Annotated in this window: 15 protein-coding genes; 5 read left to right on the plus strand and 10 right to left on the minus strand. The window is 72.9% G+C overall.

What is annotated here, in order from left to right:
• Positions 1–2: 2 nt before the first annotated feature.
• Positions 3–713, minus strand: a complete 711-nt coding sequence (locus IEZ20_RS06230) for a TIGR03943 family putative permease subunit (RefSeq protein ID WP_189295175.1) — start codon at positions 711–713, stop codon at positions 3–5.
• Positions 710–1657 (minus strand): permease, encoded by a 948-nt coding sequence (locus IEZ20_RS06235; protein WP_229895911.1) that lies wholly within the window; start codon positions 1655–1657, stop codon positions 710–712. The genes IEZ20_RS06230 and IEZ20_RS06235 overlap by 4 nt, the downstream gene beginning before the upstream one ends.
• 303 nt (positions 1658–1960) lie before the next feature.
• On the opposite strand from IEZ20_RS06235, the gene IEZ20_RS06240 reads away from it, so the two are divergent.
• Both IEZ20_RS06240 and IEZ20_RS06245 read left to right on the plus strand, forming a co-directional pair.
• A complete protein-coding gene (locus tag IEZ20_RS06240) occupies positions 1961–3820 on the plus strand; it encodes an NAD(P)-binding protein (protein WP_189295179.1) in 1860 nt (619 codons plus the stop codon).
• A gap of 269 nt (positions 3821–4089) precedes the next feature.
• Positions 4090–4842, plus strand: coding sequence for a GNAT family N-acetyltransferase (locus IEZ20_RS06245; RefSeq protein WP_189295181.1), 753 nt, complete (start codon positions 4090–4092; stop codon positions 4840–4842).
• Positions 4843–4923: 81 nt separating this feature from the next.
• Here IEZ20_RS06245 and IEZ20_RS06250 read toward each other — a convergent pair whose 3' ends face one another.
• Positions 4924–6732 carry a S9 family peptidase gene (locus IEZ20_RS06250; protein ID WP_189295183.1) on the minus strand — a complete coding sequence of 603 codons (1809 nt, stop codon included), beginning with the start codon at positions 6730–6732 and terminating at the stop codon, positions 4924–4926.
• Between the two features lie 83 nt (positions 6733–6815).
• On the opposite strand from IEZ20_RS06250, the gene IEZ20_RS06255 reads away from it, so the two are divergent.
• Complete coding sequence (locus IEZ20_RS06255; RefSeq protein WP_229895899.1) at positions 6816–7655, plus strand: class I SAM-dependent methyltransferase; 840 nt, start codon at positions 6816–6818, stop codon at positions 7653–7655.
• Between the two features lie 94 nt (positions 7656–7749).
• Positions 7750–8541, plus strand: a complete 792-nt coding sequence (locus IEZ20_RS06260) for an SURF1 family protein (protein WP_189295185.1) — start codon at positions 7750–7752, stop codon at positions 8539–8541.
• 82 nt (positions 8542–8623) lie between these two features.
• Here IEZ20_RS06260 and IEZ20_RS06265 read toward each other — a convergent pair whose 3' ends face one another.
• The 7 genes from IEZ20_RS06265 to IEZ20_RS06295 all read right to left on the minus strand — a co-directional run bounded on the left by IEZ20_RS06265 (position 8624) and on the right by IEZ20_RS06295 (position 15057).
• A complete protein-coding gene (locus IEZ20_RS06265; RefSeq protein WP_189295187.1) occupies positions 8624–9700 on the minus strand; it encodes a hypothetical protein in 1077 nt (358 codons plus the stop codon).
• Positions 9701–9858: 158 nt separating this feature from the next.
• On the minus strand, positions 9859–10539 hold the full coding sequence (locus IEZ20_RS06270; protein WP_189295189.1) for a SigE family RNA polymerase sigma factor: 681 nt from the start codon (positions 10537–10539) through the stop codon (positions 9859–9861).
• A 328-nt stretch (positions 10540–10867) separates the two neighbouring features.
• Positions 10868–11935, minus strand: a complete 1068-nt coding sequence (locus tag IEZ20_RS06275; protein ID WP_189295191.1) for an aspartate-semialdehyde dehydrogenase — start codon at positions 11933–11935, stop codon at positions 10868–10870.
• A complete protein-coding gene (locus IEZ20_RS06280; RefSeq protein ID WP_189295193.1) occupies positions 11935–13206 on the minus strand; it encodes an aspartate kinase in 1272 nt (423 codons plus the stop codon). The genes IEZ20_RS06275 and IEZ20_RS06280 overlap by 1 nt, the downstream gene beginning before the upstream one ends.
• Positions 13207–13369: 163 nt before the next feature.
• The gene (locus IEZ20_RS06285; protein WP_189295195.1) at positions 13370–14032 is read right to left on the minus strand and encodes a DUF5063 domain-containing protein; all 663 of its coding nucleotides are present in this window, start codon (positions 14030–14032) and stop codon (positions 13370–13372) included.
• Positions 14025–14624 (minus strand): recombination mediator RecR, encoded by a 600-nt coding sequence (recR, locus tag IEZ20_RS06290; RefSeq protein WP_189295197.1) that lies wholly within the window; start codon positions 14622–14624, stop codon positions 14025–14027. The genes IEZ20_RS06285 and recR overlap by 8 nt, the downstream gene beginning before the upstream one ends.
• A gap of 73 nt (positions 14625–14697) precedes the next feature.
• Positions 14698–15057 carry a YbaB/EbfC family nucleoid-associated protein gene (locus IEZ20_RS06295; protein WP_189295199.1) on the minus strand — a complete coding sequence of 120 codons (360 nt, stop codon included), beginning with the start codon at positions 15055–15057 and terminating at the stop codon, positions 14698–14700.
• Between the two features lie 305 nt (positions 15058–15362).
• Between IEZ20_RS06295 and IEZ20_RS06300 the strand changes: the two genes are divergently transcribed.
• A complete protein-coding gene (locus IEZ20_RS06300; RefSeq protein WP_189295201.1) occupies positions 15363–16112 on the plus strand; it encodes an SLATT domain-containing protein in 750 nt (249 codons plus the stop codon).
• The last annotated feature ends 28 nt before the right edge of the window (positions 16113–16140 follow it).

A 16140-nucleotide genomic window follows, 5' to 3' on the forward strand; every position in this document is an offset into this window, starting at 1 on the left:
GGTCAGTTGTTCCAGGTCTCGTCGTACGGGTCGCGCGGTGTCGGTACCGGTCGTGCGGAGGTCACCTTCAGGTAGGGCACCGGGCCGTTGTTGACCGGGTCGCGGGCGAGGCGGGGGGTGTACGTGCCCGTGACCTCCAGCCAGGCGTCCGGTCGCAGGACCGGCGGGAGCGTGCCGGTCAGCGCGATCTTCACCGGCTGGGCGTCCGCCGCGCAGCAGTTGAGGGCCATCCGGACCAGGTAGGCGGTGCCCGAGCGGTCCAGGGCGAGGAAGCCGGTGACCCGGACCTGGCGGCCGTGCAGGGCGCGGCCGTGGCCGTAGGCCGCGCGGGAGGCGTAGTCGACGACGGAGAGCGGCACCGGGTCGCCGGCGGGCAGGGGGCCGTAGGCGTACGGCTTCTGGAGCGCCGTACCGGAGCGCAGCGCGCTGTAGGAGCCGAGGGCCGGCGGGGCGATCAGGATCAGGGCGAGGAGGGGGAGCAGGAGGAGCCAGGCGACACGGGGTTCGGGGTGCTCGTGGGACCCGGGGCGCCGGTCGCGGCGGCGCTCGTACCAGGCCGTCGCCAGCGCCGCCGCGATCAGGACCGCGCCCGAGGCCAGCAGCAGCGGGCGCAGGCCCTCCTTGACGTACCGCAGGTACAGGTCGGTGGCGCCCGCGTGCAGCAGCGCTCCGCCGAGCAGGAACAGGACGGCTGCCTGGGCCTGCCGGTTCACAGCAGCACCGCCCCGGTCAGTACGGCGCCCGTGACGGCCAGCGCGAAGGTGGCGGGCGCGAAGCGGAGCGCGAAGGCACGGCCGAAGGTGCCGGCCTGCATCGCGAACAGCTTGAGGTCGATCATCGGGCCCACCACCAGGAACACCAGCTTGGCCGTCGGGGAGAACTGGGTCAGGGAGGCCGCGACGAACGCGTCCGCCTCCGAGCAGATGGACAGCAGGACGGCGAGGCCGGCGAGGGCGAGCACCGAGAGCAGGGGCGTGGCGGCGGCCGTACGCAGCCAGTCCGCGGGGACGGCCGCCTTCAGCGTGGCCGCGGCCGTCGCACCGAGCACCAGGAAGCCACCGGCGTGCATGACGTCGTGGCGGACCGAGCCCCAGAACGCCTCCCCCTTGCTCCGGCCCTCGTGCGCGCCGTGGGCCGGCGGGCGCAGCCAGTCCGTGCGGCCCAGCCGCTGCCACAGCCAGCCCATCACGCAGGCCACCAGCAGGCTGGCCAGGAACCGGGCCAGGACCATCTCCGGGTGCCCCGGGAAGGCGACGGCCGTGGCGGTCAGCACCACCGGGTTGACCGCGGGCGCGGAGAGGAGGAAGGCGAGGGCGGCGGCGGGCGCCACGCCCCGGCGGACCAGGGCGCCCGCCACCGGCACCGACGCGCACTCGCAGCCCGGCAGCACCGCGCCCGCGATACCGGCCACGGGCACGGCCAGGGCCGGCCGGCGCGGCAGGGCGCGCGCGAAGAAGGACGCCGGCACGAACACCGCGATCGCCGCCGACAGCAGCACGCCGAGCACCAGGAAGGGCAGCGCCTGGACGGTGACCGCCACGAACACCGTCGTCCAGCTCTGCATCGCCGGGGTGCCGAGCAGCCCGCGGAGGGGGGACTGGGCGAGGACGGCCAGCAGCAGGGTGAGTACGAGGACCAGGGGGGAGCTGAGGCGCAGGCCCGCGCGGTCGGGCGGGGGGTCGGAGCGGGGGGCCTGCGGGGGGCCGGGGCGGGAGTCCTGTGGGGGATCGGAGCGGGCGTCCGTCGGGGGCCCGGGGGGCTCGGTGTCCGTGCCCGGTGGGGCGTCTTCGGTGATGGCCACGGGTGGTTACCTCCGGCTGCTGCTCTCCCTCCCCTCCTCTACGCGCGCCCCGGCGCGGACGTTCAGACCGTTGCTGGAACCATGCATCTCCTTGGGGCACTCTTTCCCCTTGTGGCGAGCGTTCCGTATCAAGGGGGGCCGGGGACCCGGCCGCCGCACATGGTCGTGTGCGGCGACGACGGGCTCGCGCACCGGCTGGCCGCCGAGTTGCGCGGGGTCTACGGCGAACAGGTCACCCTCGTCGTACCGCCGAACGAACGCACCGCCCGGCCCCCCGTGGTCGGCCGTGCCCGGGCCGCGTCGGCGGCGCTGTTCGACCGTGTGGTCAGCGCCGCCGTGGGCACCGTGGGCCGGACCGGGGCGAACGGGCAGCCGCCCGGTGCCCCGGCCGGTCAACGACCCGACGGGGAAGGCGTACTGGAGGCCGTGGAACCCACCGAGGCGGTGCTCGCCGAGGCCGGCGTGGCCCGCGCCGCCGCGCTGGCCCTCGTGTACGACGACGACGAGACCAACATCCGCGCCGCGCTGACCGCCCGCCGGCTCAACCCGCGACTACGGCTCGTCCTGCGGCTCTACAACCGGCGGCTCGGCCAGCACATCGAGGAACTCCTCGACCAGGCGGCCGCGTTGGCCGCCGGGGGTGACGACGCGGGCGGTCTCACGGGCGCCGGCGTCGAGGCCTCCACGACCGTGCTGTCCGACGCCGACACGGCCGCACCCGCACTGGCCGCCACCGCCGTCGCCGGTACCGGCCGGGTCGTACAGGCCGAGGGACTGCTGCTGCGGGCCGTGGAACGACCGCTGCCCGGAGGCGCACCCGATGCCGGTACGGACGCGGGTGCGGGCTCCGGTGCGGGTGCGGGGCTGTGCACCCTGGCCCTGCTCTCGGGCGGCGGCGACCCGGACGGCCCCGGGGAGCAGCCGCGGCTGCTCCCCGACGACGAGGAGGTGCGGCTGGCCGCCGGCCGGCAGGCCGTGGTGCTGGAACACGTCTCCTCCGGCACCGGTACGGAATCCACCGCCCCCGCCCGCCGCCTGACCGGCGTCATGCCGCTCGCCTCGCTCTTCTCCCGGCGGCTGCGCTGGTCCCTGGCCGGAGCGGTCGGCTGCGTGGTCGCTCTCGCCGTGGCCCTGTGGCTGGTCACCGGCATCCACCCGCTGCGCGCCTTCTACATCACCCTCCTCGACCTGTTCGCGATCGACGACCCGGCGCTCAGGGAACCCCTCGGCCGTCAGCTTCTCCAACTCCTCTCCGCGCTGGTCGGGTTGCTCATCCTCCCGATCCTGCTGGCCGCCGCCCTGGAGGCGCTCGGCACCTTCCGTACCGCCTCCGCCCTGCGCCGGCCGCCCCGGGGCATCAACGGGCACGTGGTCCTGCTCGGACTCGGCAAGATCGGCACCCGGGTGCTGACCCGGCTGCGGGAGCTGAACATCCCCGTGGTCTGCGTCGAGTCCGACCCGGAGGCCCGCGGCCTCGCCGCCGCCCGCCGGCTGCGGGTGCCGGTGGTCCTCGGGGACGTCACCCACGAAGGCGTGCTGGAAGCCGCCCAGATCCACCGGGCCCAGACCCTGCTCGCGGTGACCAGCTCCGACACCACCAACCTGGAGGCCGTCCTCTACGCCCGCACCGTCCGCCCCGACCTCCGCGTGGTCCTGCGCCTGTACGACGACGACTTCGCCACCGCCGTCTACCGCACCCTGCGCGCCGCGTACCCCCGCGCCCTGACCCGCAGCCGAAGCGTCAGCCACCTCGCCGCCCCCGCGTTCGCCGGGGCGATGCTGGGCCGGCAGGTGCTGGGTGCCGTCGCCGTGGAGCGCAGGGTGCTGCTGTTCGCCGCGGTCGACGTCGACGGCCATCCGCAGCTGGAGGGCCGGACCGTACGGGAGGCCTTCCGGGCCGGCTCCTGGCGGGTACTGGCGCTGCTGGGCCGAACGGACACGGCCGCCGGCCACGTCCTGGAGAAGGGGGACCGGGTGGTGGTCGCCGCCACTCGCAGGGGCCTGGCGGAACTCCGCTGACCCCGCTGGGACATCCCCTTGCCGGTCCCGGCCGGTCATGGAACAGTGACCGTGCTCTGCGACCCGGCGGAGGAACTCACGGTGAGGAACGACAGCCAATGACTGCGGCGTCCCCGAGCGGCCGCCGTCGGCACTGAGCGCCGCGCACGACGCTTCCGCACGGCGGCCCCACGATGCGGTGCCTGACGCACCGCCATGCTCTCCTGCCCCCGAACCCACCAAGTTCGCATCAGGGGCTCCTTCCGAGACTTCGTGAGGTCATACCCACCATGGACATGCAGGTCCAGAGCTTCGCCGTCGCCAACCTCCGCCGCCGGCCCGTCGTCACCGAGACCGGCGGGTTCGTCGCCGGCTTCTCCTCCGACACCGACAGCCCCTACCTGAACTACGCGACCCCGCTGCCGGGAGCCGAGCCGACCGAGCGGGACGTCACCGCGCTGGTCGGGGCCTTCCGGGAGCGTGGACTGCTGCCCCGGCTGGAGTTCGCACCGGAGGCCGCGCCCGCCGTGGCGCCGGTACTGCGGGCGTCGGGCTTCGAGACCGAGGCGGTGCACGAGTACCTGGTCTGCACCCCGGACCGCCTGACGGTCCCCCGGCCCGCCCCGGCCGTGGAGACCCCGGTGACCGACGAGGAGTACGCCGGGCTGGACGCGGCGCTCGCCGAGGCGTTCGGCGGTGTCTTCGCCCCCTCGGCGGAGGGCGCGGCCCGGTTGCGGCGCACCCAGGAGGGCGGCGGGGCGGTGCGCTTCGTCCGTGCCCCGGAGGGCGGCTGCGCCGGGGGCGCCTCCTGCTCCGCGCCGGCCGAGGACACCGCCGAACTGTCCGGCGTCGGCACCCGCCCGGCCCACCGCGGCCGCGGCATCGCCGCCGCGGTGACCGCCGAGGTGACCGCCGCGATGTTCGCCCAAGGGGTCGGATCGGTCTGGCTGGAGTACTCCGGCGAGGGCTCCCGCCGCGTGTACGAACGGGTCGGTTACCGCCCCCGGGGCACGCGCCTGTACGTGTCGCTGCCGCGTCGCTGATCCCGGGTACCACCTGGGCCGGCCGGCCACCGGGCGGCGTACCGCCGGAGCCCGCGAAGGCTCCGGCGGTACGGCGGGTGCTCAGCCGGCGGGCAGGTGACGGGCCGCGAAGTCCAGCTCCAGTCGCACCTGCTTGATCCGCTCGTCGACCACCAGGGAGCCGTGCCCCGCGTCGTACCGGTACACCTCGTGGACCGCGCCGCGGGACTCCAGTCTCTTGACGTAGTTGTCGATCTGGCGGATCGGGCAGCGGGGGTCGTTGACGCCGGCCGAGATGTGGACGGGCGCCTTGACCTGGTCGACGTACGTGAGCGGGGAGGACGCCGCGAAGCGGTCCGGGACCTCCTCGGGGGTGCCGCCCAGCAGGGTGCGGTCCATGGCCTTCAGGGCCTCCATCTCGTCGTGGTACGCCGTGACGTAGTCCGCGACCGGGACGACCGCGATGCCCAGCGTCCAGGCGTCCGGCTGGGTGCCGAGGCCGAGCAGGGTGAGGTAGCCGCCCCAGGAGGCTCCGGTCAGGACGAGGCGTGCGGGGTCGGCGAGGCCGGAGGTGATCGCCCACTCGCGGACGGCCGCCACGTCCTCCAGCTCGATCAGGCCGACCCGGTGCTTGAGGGCGTCGGTCCAGGCGCGGCCGTAACCGGTGGAGCCGCGGTAGTTGATGCGGACCACCGCGTACCCGTGGTCGACCCAGGCGGCCGGGCCCGCCGCGAAGGAGTCGCTGTCGTGCCAGGTCGGGCCGCCGTGCAGGTCGAAGACGGTGGGCAGGGGGCCCGTGGCGCCCGCCGGCTTCTGGACCAGCGCGTGGATGCGGCCGCCGGGGCCCTCCACCCACACGTCCTCCACGGGCACCGACGGCGGGCACGCCATGCCGGGCGGGTCCAGCACCACGGCGCCGGTCGTGGAGCGCACCGCCGGGGGCTTCGCCGCCGACGACCACAGGTACTCCACGCTGCCGTCGGGGCGGGCCGTGGCACCGGAGACCGTGCCGGGCGGGGTGGGGATGCGGGTCAGTTCACGGGCCGCCAGGTCGTACCGGAACAGCTCGCTGCGGGCCTCGAAGCCGTGGACGACGAGCAGGGCCGAGCCGTCCGGATACCACTCGGCGCTGACGTCGCCCGGCAGGTCCAGGGCCAGGTCCGTCTCCTCGCCCGTCGCCACGTCCCACACCAGCGGCTCCCAGCGGCCCCGGCGCTGGTGGCCGATGAGCAGCCGGGTGTCGCCGTCGACCGGGGCGAAGCCCAGCACCTCCAGACCCAGCTCCTCGGTGCCGCCCTTGGTGTCGTCCAGCTCGGCGACCGCCGTGCCGTCCGGGCGGAGCACCCGCAGCGCGGCGTGCATGGCGTCGCCGTGCTCCGTGTGCTCGACGGCGATCAGGGAACCGTCGTACGACAGGTCGCCGACGCCCGCCGACTCGCGGTGCCGGTAGATCTCCACCGGGTCCGCGCCCTCGCGCGCCACATGGATCGTCGTACCGTCGTCGTCCGTGGAGCGGCCGACGACCGCCGTGCGGCCGTCGCGGGACAGGGCCAGGCCGGCCGGGTAGGACGGGGCGAGACCGGGCACGGCCGGCTCGTCGGGACCGCCCGCGAAGGGCTGGCGGCGCCAGATGCCGAACTCGTCGCCGTCCTTGTCGTCGAACCACCAGATCCAGGCGCCGTCCGGGGAGAGCACGCCGTCCGTCGTGCCGTTCGGCCGGTCCGTCGCCTGGCGCTGCTCGCCCGTCGCTCTGTCCCAGGCGTACAGCTCGTACGTCCCCGTCGCGTTCGACACGAACAGGGAGCGGTCCGGCGCGTCCTCCGCCCAGTCCGGCAGGGAGACGCGTGGCGCCCGGAAGCGCTTCTCCCAGTCCGGCATGTCCGGTGTGTCCGGCGTCCTGCTCTCACTCATGGCCCCAGTCATGCGCCCATATTGCCTGGCCGCGGCGACAATTGGGTGGCGGGTGTGCGCAGCCTGTGGATAACTTCCCGGCCATGAGCGTTTCCACCACTTCCGCATCCGTTCCCGAGGGCTGGCGCGAGGACAACCGGGCCATGTGGGACGAGCGGGTGCCCGTCCACGTCGCCGGATCCTTCTACGACCTCGACGGCTTCCGCGCCCGCCGGGACGACCTGCGGGACTTCGAGACGGCCGAGGTCGGGGACGTCACCGGGAAGACGCTGCTGCACCTGCAGTGCCACATCGGCACCGACACCCTCTCCTGGGCCCACCGCGGCGCCGCCCGCGTCGTCGGCCTGGACTTCTCGGCACCGGCGGTGGAGGCGGCCCGCGCCCTCGCGGCCGACCTCGGCCACGGCCCCGACCGGGCGGCGTTCGTCACCAGCGACGTCTACGACGCGCCCGCCGCCGTGCCCGAGCCGTCGTACGACATCGTGTACACCGGGCTCGGCGCCCTGTGCTGGCTGCCGGACATCCGGCGCTGGGCCGAGACGGCCGCCTCGCTGGTCGCGCCGGGCGGCTTCCTCTACCTCGCCGAGTTCCACCCGCTCACCGAGTCCCTGGACGACGAGACCGGCACCCGGATCGTGCGGGACTACTTCACCCGGGACGCGCAGGTCTACGAGGAGCCGGGCACCTACGCCGACCTGGACGCCGTCACCGTCCACAACCGCAGCGTGGAGTGGCAGCACACCCTGGGGGACGTGGTCTCCGCGCTCGCCGCGGCGGGGCTGCGCCTGGAGTTCCTGCACGAGCACGACGTGTCGGTCTTCCCGCGCTTCAGGAACTTCGAGGTGCGCGACGGCTACCACCGCTTCCCCGCGGACCATCCGCGCATCCCGCTGATCTACTCGCTGAGGGCGCGGAAGGACTGAGGACGCAAAAACGCCGAGGACCGGGAAACGCCGAGGACCCGCGAGGGCCGACCCGCGGCCAGAACGCCCCGCCGGGCGCCGTACCGTGGAGGGCGTGTACCGCTTTCTGCTGACACCCCGCTGGTGGGGCATCAACGTCTTCGTGCTGCTCGCCATCCCGTTCTGCGTGTTCATGGGGTCGTGGCAGCTGAGCCGGTTCGAGGACCGGGTCCAGGACCACCGCACCGTGACCGAGCGGGTCGAGTCCGGCCGCACCGAGGCCGCGCGCCCGCTCGACTCGATGCTCCCCGTCGACAAGAGCACGGCGGGGCGGCAGGTCACGGCGAGCGGGCGGTACGGGAAGCAGCTGCTGGTGCCCGGGCGGGAGCTGGACGGCAAACGCGGCTTCTACGTCCTGACCCTGCTGCGCACCGACTCCGGGAAGGCGCTGCCCGTGGTGCGCGGGTGGCTGCCCGGCACGGCGGACGCGGCCGAGGCGCCCGCACCGCCCGCCGGCGAGGTCACCGTCACCGGCGCGCTGCAGGCGTCCGAGACGCCCGGGGACAACGGGGTGAGCGCACAGGGCGGGCTGCCGGCCGGGCAGACCGCTGCGATCAGCTCGGCGTCGCTGGTGAACCTGGTGCCGTACCGCCTCTACGACGCCTGGGTCACCCTGGACAAGGGGGACGCCGGGATGAAGGCCGTGCCGGCCAGCGCGCCGGGCGGTACGGGGCTGGACCTGAAGGCGTTCCAGAACCTCGGATACACCGGTGAGTGGTTCGTGTTCGCCGGGTTCGTGGTGTTCATGTGGTTCCGGTTGCTGCGCCGGGAGATCGAGTTCCAGCGGGACGCGGCGTTGGGGCTGGTGCCGGAGGAGCCGGAGCGGACACCGGTACCGAGCGGCTGACCCGGTACGGTGCGCCCCACAAGGGGGCGCGGGGAACGCGCGCCCGGTCCCGACGGCGTCCGCCCCGCTCCCCCGCGGAGCGTCACGCCCCCGCCAGCACCCCGGTGTAGTAGATCGTCCCGGCGCACGCCCCGGACACCACCGCCGTCGCCGAGGGGGAACCGCCCTGCGCCGTGTGGGTGACGGCGATGCTGCCGTCGGCGGTGCCGTCCTCGGTGGCGAGCTGGGTGGTGGTGCCCTCCGAGCCGCCGGTGTCGGTGGTGCCGCCGGTGGCGCTCGCGTCCTGGGTGGGGGTCGGGTCCGGTGACGGGTCGGTCGGCTCGGTGCCGCCGTTGCCGGTGCCGCCGGTGGTGGGGCAGGTCTCGGAGGGTACGAAGGCGAACTTCTCCTCGTACGCCGCGCCGGGCTGGAGGACCAGCGAGGTGACTTCGAGGGACGGGTCGGGCAGCGAGGCCGCCGCGTCCCCGGCCGCGTGCCGGAGGGTGACGATCTTGGCCGGGTCCGCGGCGCCCTGGGCGGTCGGCGTGATGCTGCCGGCGCCGGTGACGGTGCAGGCGGTGCCGGAGATGTTGGTGACGCGGAAGACGCCGTAGACGGCGCCCGCGGAGTCGGGCGGGCTCACCGTGCCGGTGGCGGAGCCCAGCTGGGCCGCCGTGCAGAGCGGGGTGCCGGAGGCGGGCGGCGCGACGGGGCCGGTGCCGCCGGTGGAGCTGCCGCCCTTGCTGCCCTTCTCGGTCTTCTCGTCGCTCTTGCCGGACTCCTTGTCCGGCTTCACCGTCGTACTGCCGGTGTCCTTCTTGCCGCCCTTGTCGCCGCCCTTGTCCTTGCTCTGGCCGGTGCCGCCCTGGGCCTGGGAGCTCTGGCCGGCCATGGCGGTGTTCGGGTCGGAGCCGCCGGCGTGGGAGACGTGGACGAGGGCCGGGATCGCGGTGCCGATGAACAGGGCCGCCGCGGCCATGCCGACCACGGCCTGCCGCTTGCGGGCGCGGCGCGCGGGGACGGCCCGGCGGAGGTGGTCCAGGGTGCCGGTGCGCGGCTCGATGTCGTCGACCGCCGTGTGCAGCAGTCGGCGCAGGGCCTGTTCGTCGGAGTCGAGGTCGTCCAGGGCGTGGACTCCGTCGAGCCTCTCGGGGCCCTTGTCCTCGGGGCCGTGGTTCACAGTTCCGTTCCCAGGGTGCGATGGCGTGTGCTGTTGCCCGGCGCGCCCTGTCGGCTCGTGCCAGGCGTAGGGCTCGTGACGTTCGTGGGAGTGCCGTTCGTGGGAGTGCCGTTCGTGGGAGTGACCGTCATGGGAATCGCCCCCTTCGGCGTGGTCGGTCATGCCGATGCCTCCATGGACACCCGCAGCGCGGCGATGCCCCGCGACCCGTACGCCTTCACTGAGCCCAGGGAGATGCCGAGGGTCTCGGCGACCTGGGCCTCGGTCATGTCCGCGAAGTAGCGCAGCACGAGCACCTCGCGCTGGCGGCGCTGCAGGCCCTTCATCGCCTTGATGAGGTCGCGGCGCTCCAGCTGGTCGTAGGCGCCCTCCTCCGCGCTCGCCATGTCGGGCATCGGCTTGGAGAGGAGCTTCAGGCCGAGGATGCGCCGGCGCAGCGTGGAGCGGGAGAGGTTGACGACCGTCTGCCGCAGGTAGGCGAGGGTCTTCTCGGGGTCGCGGACGCGCTTGCGGGCCGAGTGGACGCGTATGAAGGCCTCCTGGACGACGTCCTCGCAGGAGGCGGTGTCGTCGAGGAGGAGCGCGGCGAGGCCGAGCAGCGAGCGGTAGTGCGCCCGGTAGGTCTCGGTGAGGTGGTCGACGGTCGTCCCGGCGGCCTCGGTCGCGACGGCGCCCGCGGACTCCTCGACGCCGTCGCGCTGACTGGGTATGCGGGCGGGCCGCGCTGCGGGCATGGGCGCGATCACCGGCATGCCGCCGGGCGTGCGGGGCCGGAGCGCCGCGCGGGGCCGCAGGGCCGTACCGCCGCGGGCCACACTGAGTTCGAGTACCTCTGCCACGCCAGTTGGACACGTTTCCCCCCTCGGGGGTTGTACGTGCCGGGCGTCACATGTGCGACAACCGACGGAGCCTCAAATGCCGTCATGCGTCCCGCTCTTCCGTTATGTCCCATTTGAACGGGCGTCCCCACGCCCCGATCACGGCGTCCCCACGCCAGGATCATCACGTCCCCAGGTCCCGCAAGGGGTGACCGCAAAGACGCTCCCCGCCTCCGTACGGTTGCGGAAGGCGGGGAGAGAAATCCTCTGCCGCCGGGAGGGACGGTTCAAGTGGATTGGACCATGCTCCCGGCCACAGCTCTTACAAAGATCCTACAAAGTTCAACCGCTATGCGGGAGCGGACGTCTCCGCCGCGAGCAGCTCGGCGATCTGCACGCAGTTCAGCGCGGCACCCTTGCGCAGGTTGTCGCCGCAGACGAACAGCTCCAGCGCGGTCGGATCGTCCAGGGCCCGCCGTACCCGGCCCACCCAGGTCGGATCGGTGCCCACCACGTCGGCGGGGGTGGGGAACTCACCGGCGGCCGGATCGTCGCACAGCACCACTCCCGGCGCGGTGGCGAGGATCTCCCGGGCGCCGTCGACGCCGACCTCCCGCTGGAAGCGGGCGTGGACGGTCAGCGAGTGGGTGGTGACCACCGGGACCCGGACACAGGTCACGGCGACCGGCAGCCTCGGCAGGCCGAGGATCTTCCGGGACTCGTCGCGGACCCTCATCTCCTCCGAGGACCAGCCGTCCTCCCGGAGCGACCCGGCCCACGGTACGACGTTGAGCGCGACCGGCTCCGGGAACGGCCCGGTGTCCTCCCCGACGGCCCGCCGCACGTCCCCGGGCTTGGTGCCCAGCTCGGTGCCGGCCACCAGGGACAGCTGGGCCCTGAGCGTGTCCACGCCGGCCCGTCCGGCCCCGCTCACCGCCTGGTACGACGACACCACCAGCTCGCGCAGCCCGAACTCGGCGTGCAGCGCGCCCAGGGAGACGATCATCGTCAGGGTGGTGCAGTTGGGGCTCGCGACGATGCCGCGGGGGCGGGACCGCACCGTGTGCGGATTGATCTCGGGCACGACGAGCGGCACGTCCGGGTCCATCCGGAAGACGCCGGAGTTGTCCACGACGACCGCGCCGCGCTCGGCGGCGACCGGCGCCCACGCGGCGGCGACCTCGTCGGGGACGTCGAACAGCGCGATGTCGACCCCGTCGAAGGCGTCCTCCGTCAGGGCCGTCACCTCGACCTCCTCGCCGCGCACGGCCAGCTTGCGGCCGGCCGAGCGCGGGGAGGCGATCAGGCGGATCTCGCCCCAGATGTCCGCGCGCTGGGACAGGATCTGGAGCATGACCGTGCCGACGGCCCCGGTCGCTCCCACGACCGCGAGCGTCGGCTTGCCGGTCGGCGCCATCAGCGGCCCGTGCCTCCGTAGACGACGGCCTCGTCGGAGTCGGAGTCCAGCCCGAAGGCGGTGTGCACGGCGCGGACGGCCTCCGGCACGTCGTCGGCGCGCGTGACCACCGAGATACGGATCTCGGACGTCGAGATCAGCTCGATGTTCACACCGGCGTTGCTGAGCGCCTCGAAGAACGCGGCGGTGACGCCCGGGTTGGTCTTCATACCGGCGCCGACCAGGGAGATCTTGCCGATCTGGTCGTCGTAGCGCAGCGAGTCGAAGCCGATGCCGGAGCGGTTCTTCTCCAGGGCGTCGATGGCCTTGCGGCCCTCGGTCTTCGGCAGCGTGAAGGAGATGTCCGTCAGCCCCGTGGACGCGGCGGACACGTTCTGCACGACCATGTCGATGTTGATCTCGGCATCGGCGATGGTCCGGAAGATCGCGGCGGCCTCACCCGGCTTGTCCGGCACACCGACGACCGTGATCTTGGCCTCGGAGGTGTCGTGCGCGACACCGGAGATGATGGCCTGCTCCACCTTCTTGTCCCCAATCGGCTCACTGCTGACCCACGTGCCCTGCAGTCCGCTGAAGGACGACCGGACATGGATCGGGATGTTGTAGCGGCGGGCGTACTCCACACAGCGGTGGAGGAGCACCTTGGAGCCGGAGGCCGCGAGCTCCAGCATGTCCTCGAAGGAGATCCACTCGATCTTCTTCGCCTTCTTCACCACGCGCGGGTCGGCGGTGAACACGCCGTCGACGTCGGTGTAGATCTCACAGACCTCGGCGTCGAGCGCGGCGGCGAGCGCCACGGCCGTCGTGTCGGAGCCGCCCCGGCCCAGCGTGGTGATGTCCTTCTTGTCCTGCGAGACGCCCTGGAAACCGGCGACGATGGCGATGTTGCCCTCGTCCAGCGCCGTCCTGATCCGGCCCGGCGTGACGTCGATGATCCGGGCTTTGTTGTGGACCGAGTCGGTGATGACGCCTGCCTGGCTGCCGGTGAAGGACTGGGCCTCGTGGCCCAGGTTTTTGATCGCCATCGCCAGCAGGGCCATGGAGATCCGCTCTCCGGCGGTCAGCAGCATGTCGAATTCCCGCCCCGCAGGCATCGGAGAAACCTGCTCGGCGAGATCGATCAGCTCGTCCGTCGTGTCGCCCATCGCGGAAACGACGACGACAACCTGGTTGCCGTTCTTCTTCGCTTCCACGATCCGCTTGGCGACGCGCTTGATGCCTTCGGCATCGGCTACGGAGGAGCCTCCGTACTTCTGCACGACAAGGCCCACGTGCGCTCCTCGCTCGGTTCGTTTGTGTCGGCTCAGTCTAACGAGCGTCCGAATACCACCACCGTGCTCCCGCATGGTGAGACATCGCCCGCTCGGTCACGAACCCTGCCCAGCGATCGGCCCCGCACTCGGAACGTGCCCCGGGTCACAGCGGCCGCCCCGGCTACTTCCCCGGCTGGATCCCCAGCGGAGCGCCGATCTCCTCCGCCATCACCCGGCCCGCCTCGAACTCCAGGGTCTCGTCACCCATGGCCGGCTGGTCGGTGTCGAGGCCGTCCAGCTCCTCCAGGGGCTGGTTGAGGCGGACGTGGATGAGGACCGACTGGAGGGCGCGCAGCACGGCGGAGGCCGTCGGACCCCAGTTGGAGAAGTACGAGAACTGCCACCACCACAGCGCCTCGCTGGTGCGGCCCGCTCGGTAGTGGGCCATGCCGTGCCTGAGGTCGGTGATGATGTCGGCCAGGTCGTCGGAGATCCGGGCCGGCACCGGCGCCGTACGGGGCTCGTACGGGTCGAAGACCTCGGAGTAGACGTCGACCGGGTCCAGGAGCCGGGCGAAGTTCTCGCGCAGCTCGTCCACGTCCGGCTCGGGGCCCGGGTCGGGCTCGTAGCGCTCCTCGGGGACGATGTCCTCGTGGGCGCCCAGCCGGCCGCCGGCCAGCAGGAGCTGGGAGACCTCGAGGAGGAGGAACGGCACCGCCGATTCGGGCTCGTCACCCCTCGCCACCTCCGTGACGGCCACCAGGAAGCTCTCGACCTGGTCCGCGATCTGGACCACGAAGTCGTCCGGGTTCTGCGCCGAGGCGTGCAGTGTGGCGTCAGACATCTAGGAGTCGTCTCCCCTCGAAGGCGCGGCTGAGGGTGACCTCGTCCGCGTATTCCAGGTCGCCACCCACCGGGAGGCCGCTGGCCAGGCGGGTGACCTTCAGGCCCATGGGCTTGATCATGCGGGCGAGGTACGTCGCCGTGGCCTCGCCTTCCAGATTCGGATCCGTGGCCAGGATCAGCTCCGTGACCGTCCCGTCGGCCAACCGGGCGAGAAGTTCTCGTATACGCAGGTCGTCGGGGCCCACACCCTCGATCGGGCTGATCGCGCCGCCGAGCACGTGGTAACGGCCCCGGAACTCGCGGGTCCGCTCGATCGCCACGACGTCCTTCGGTTCCTCCACCACACAGATGACGGTGGGATCGCGGCGCGGGTCGCGGCAGATGCCGCACAGCTCCTCCTGTGCGACGTTGCCGCACGTCGCGCAGAAGCGGACCTTCGCCTTCACCTCCAGGAGGGCCTGCGCGAGCCGCTTCACGTCGGTCGGCTCCGCCTGCAGGATATGGAAGGCGATCCGCTGCGCGCTCTTGGGACCGACGCCGGGCAACCGCCCCAGCTCGTCGATGAGGTCCTGGACCACGCCTTCGTACAACGGACTGCCTTTCCTGGAGACCTTTCGGTACGTACGGTAGTTGGCTCCCGCCCCCGCTCGGAAGGCGGAGGCGTCAGAACGGCAGGCCCGGGATGCCGCTGCCGCCGCCCAGCCCCTGCGCCAGCGGGCCGAGCTTCTGCTGCTGGAGCGACTGCGCGTTCGCGTTGGCCGCCTGCACGGCCGCCACGACCAGGTCGGCGAGGGTCTCGGCCGTCTCCTCGGGGGACGCGGCCGCCGGGTCCACCGCCTTCGGGTCGATCTTCAGGGCGCGCAGCTCACCGGCGCCGGTGACGGTGGCCTTCACCAGACCGCCGCCCGCCTGCCCGTCGACCTCCGTGTTCGCCAGTTCCTCCTGCGCCCGCTGCAGGTCCTGCTGCATCTTCTGGGCTTGCTGGAGCAACTGCTGCATGTTGGGCTGGCCACCGGGGATCACGATCAGCTCCTCGCCGTCTCCGTCGTCGTCTCCGACGCTTCGTCCGCGTCGGCGTCGTTCTCTGCCGACTTCCTCTGCCGACGTTTTTCTCCGTCCTGAATGAGCCTACGTGGTCCACGCGGCCACTGCCCCGCCACTCTTTCGAGTGAGAACAACGACCGGTCTATACCTGATCAAGGCCCTCTTCCGGGCGGAAAAGCCGGGAAACCTCCCTCTTCGCCACCCATTGGGCGGTAGGAAGGTGGCCGCACGTCGGCAGGGAATGTCACGCAACGTGACCGGTCGTGATCAGTTGGGAGTGCCGGGTGGGTCAGCCGGAGATGCAGCCCGAGGGTCCGCCTCAGGACGGGCGGGGCGAGGGGGCGGCCGGGCTGCGGCCGGGCGATCTGATCGCGCGGGCCTTCCCGCTCGGCGACTGGGCGGAGCCCGCCGAACGGCTGGACGAGCTGTACCGGTGGGTGGAGCGCCGGGCCCTGGAGACGTCGGCCTGGTACCTGCGGGAGCGGATCTGGAAGCGGCGCGGCGCGCGCGTGCTGCGGGTGGGCGCGGCGGCCGGGGCGGTGGCCGGGGCGGCGCTGCCCCTGCTGGACCTGACCGGGGCGGCCGGCGGGGTGGCGCCCTGGGGCTGTCTGGCACTGTTGCAGGCGGTCGCCTGCGTCGGCATCGACCGGTTCTTCGGCGTCACCTCCGGATGGATAAGGGACGTCGCCACCGCGCAGGCGGTGCAGCGGCGACTGCAGGCGTTCCAGTTCGACTGGGCGTCGGAGAGCGTGCGGGAGGTGCTGGGGCCGGCGGAGGGCACGGCGAGCGAGGCCGCCGAGCGGTGCCTGTCCGTACTGCGGCGCTTCTCCGAGGACATCACGGAGCTGGTGCGCACCGAGACGACCGACTGGATGGTGGAGTTCCGCACGGGCTCCGCGCCCCTGGGCATCCAGACGGCGGTGGCGGCGGTACCGCGGCAGGACGTGGGCGGGCCGGGGGGCCGGTTTCCCCTGCCCCCGGCGAACGGCTCCCGTCCCAACATGCCCCGCCAGCGGCCGCCCGAGCCGCGGTGAGACGGAGCACACCCGTCGGGCCCCGGGG

Origin of the sequence: Streptomyces cinerochromogenes, from assembly GCF_014648635.1 — a bacterium.
GTDB lineage: Bacteria > Actinomycetota > Actinomycetes > Streptomycetales > Streptomycetaceae > Streptomyces > Streptomyces cinerochromogenes.

What these genes read in the sequence shown, in the direction of transcription:
- IEZ20_RS06240 (WP_189295179.1), top strand. Translation starts at nt 1,961, where the DNA reads ATGGTCGTGTGCGGCGACGACGGGCTCGCGCACCGGCTGGCCGCCGAG.
- IEZ20_RS06245 (WP_189295181.1), top strand. Translation starts at nt 4,090, where the DNA reads ATGGACATGCAGGTCCAGAGCTTCGCCGTCGCCAACCTCCGCCGCCGG.
- IEZ20_RS06250 (WP_189295183.1), bottom strand. Translation starts at nt 6,732, where the DNA reads ATGAGTGAGAGCAGGACGCCGGACACACCGGACATGCCGGACTGGGAG.
- IEZ20_RS06255 (WP_229895899.1), top strand. Translation starts at nt 6,816, where the DNA reads ATGAGCGTTTCCACCACTTCCGCATCCGTTCCCGAGGGCTGGCGCGAG.
- IEZ20_RS06275 (WP_189295191.1), bottom strand. Translation starts at nt 11,935, where the DNA reads ATGGCGCCGACCGGCAAGCCGACGCTCGCGGTCGTGGGAGCGACCGGG.
- IEZ20_RS06285 (WP_189295195.1), bottom strand. Translation starts at nt 14,032, where the DNA reads ATGTCTGACGCCACACTGCACGCCTCGGCGCAGAACCCGGACGACTTC.